The sequence below is a fragment of the Salinivibrio sp. MA427 genome, assembly GCF_001996115.1.
Classification (GTDB): Bacteria; Pseudomonadota; Gammaproteobacteria; order Enterobacterales; family Vibrionaceae; genus Salinivibrio; species Salinivibrio costicola.
Genome location: NZ_MUFH01000433.1, coordinates 1 through 1,632, shown reverse-complemented (window position 1 = coordinate 1,632; position 1,632 = coordinate 1). Strand labels below are relative to the sequence as shown.

Annotated in this window: 2 protein-coding genes; both read left to right on the top strand. The window is 43.5% G+C overall.

Translation table 11 applies throughout. The features are described 5' to 3' along the window. The coding region (locus tag BZG79_RS16585; protein ID WP_206779508.1) for a hypothetical protein at window positions 1-185 on the top strand (185 nt) is incomplete at its 5' end. Window positions 186-764: 579 nt separating this feature from the next. Further along, window positions 765-1,632 (top strand): ParA family protein (locus tag BZG79_RS15340; RefSeq protein ID WP_077774837.1); only part of this gene is annotated, 868 nt, incomplete at its 3' end.

Sequence of the window (1,632 nt, the reverse complement as noted above, 5' to 3'; positions counted from 1 at the left end):
CCATCAGTCAGCATGTGACCGGATGCGGAACAATGATCATGTATGATGATCTGGTTGTTCAAGAGTCAGCCTATTTCTCATCAGTCGTACGATCGGAGAAGAAAATCGCGACGGATCGTCCTGGATCCCTTGGTACGCCTGACATTGTCCGTAAATTAGCGGTTTGGATATATCGTTCCGGTTAAGATACTGGCACTATTCAATCAGAAATATAACTTGATCATCGTTCCCAGGCTTATTGAGACATTGCGGTTGAATTTGCTGGTGATTTCATCGCAATACGTACTTGATCATGCTTCCTATCTACTCATGTTATCAACGAAAGCATGATCAAGGCTATTGAATCCATCGCTTTATTTTCCTTGATCATGCTTTCGGGAAATAGGATCAAATGGCATTAATGTTCATCGCACATCGCCAAAATGTGTAATAGAGGGTCGATCCTACTGATGATATCGATGAAAAATGGTCAGTTTAATGTTGAAATATCGACAACCGTAAATTAGCCAACCAAATACAAGCTTCCGTATTTATTCGCCATTTACATTGTAAATAAGTGACACTGTGACATTTTAAATCTTACTATGATTGGCTCTGATAATATTGGTTGAATTTGACATCAATGGTGATGATATTCAGCCCCACCCTATAATTACAATTGTGAGCAGGATCTGTATTTGATTGGCATTTGTTCACCTTTTTATTGTCTTGGGTGGATTATGCTGTACAATCGACAATTATTTCTCGTGATGGCGAAAAAGAATATGGATAGGGAAAAGACGATTGAGAACCTCCGCAATATCGCGGCGCAGACAAAACAAGTGCAGTCTGATCGTGTGGAGATTGTCATGGAAGAGCGACACGATCAGCTCTTTCCGCCCATGTCGAAAGCGTTAATGGAAACACGTTCAGGGCTTACGCGGCGCAAGCTTGATGAAGCGATCTCTCGCATGGAGCAAGACGGGCATCAATTTACCAAAAATAATGCCAATCATTACTCCATTACCCTGGATGAAGCGCATCAAATTATGGACGCCGCGAATGTTCCGACGTTTCATGAACGTAAAGGCAAGACGCACAAACCTTGGGTTATAAACATTCAAAACCAAAAAGGGGGCACCGGCAAGTCTATGAGTGCGGTGCACTTAGCGGCTTGTATGGCGCTGAATCTTGAGAAACGTTATCGCATTTGCTTGATTGACTTAGATCCGCAAGGTTCGCTGCGATTATTCCTTAACCCACAAATCAGTTTGACGGAACAAGAAGGGATTTATTCTGCCGTTGATGTGATGTTGGACAATACGCCCCAGGCTGCTGACAAAGATTTCATGATGCGTAATGTCTTGCTGCCGACACAATATCCTAATTTGAAAACCATGGCTGCCTTTCCTGAAGACGCCATGTTTAATGCAGAGGCATGGCAAGCGTTAGCAACCAGCCAGTCGCTGAATGTGGTGGAGTTATTGCAAGAGAAGGTGATTGATCCAATCAGTGATGAGTTCGACATCATTATGATTGATACGGGGCCCCATATCGATCCACTGGTTTGGAATGCGATGTATGCGTCTAACTCTTTAGTGATCCCCTGCACCGCGAAGCGACTGGATTGGGCATCGACGGTGAACTTTTTCC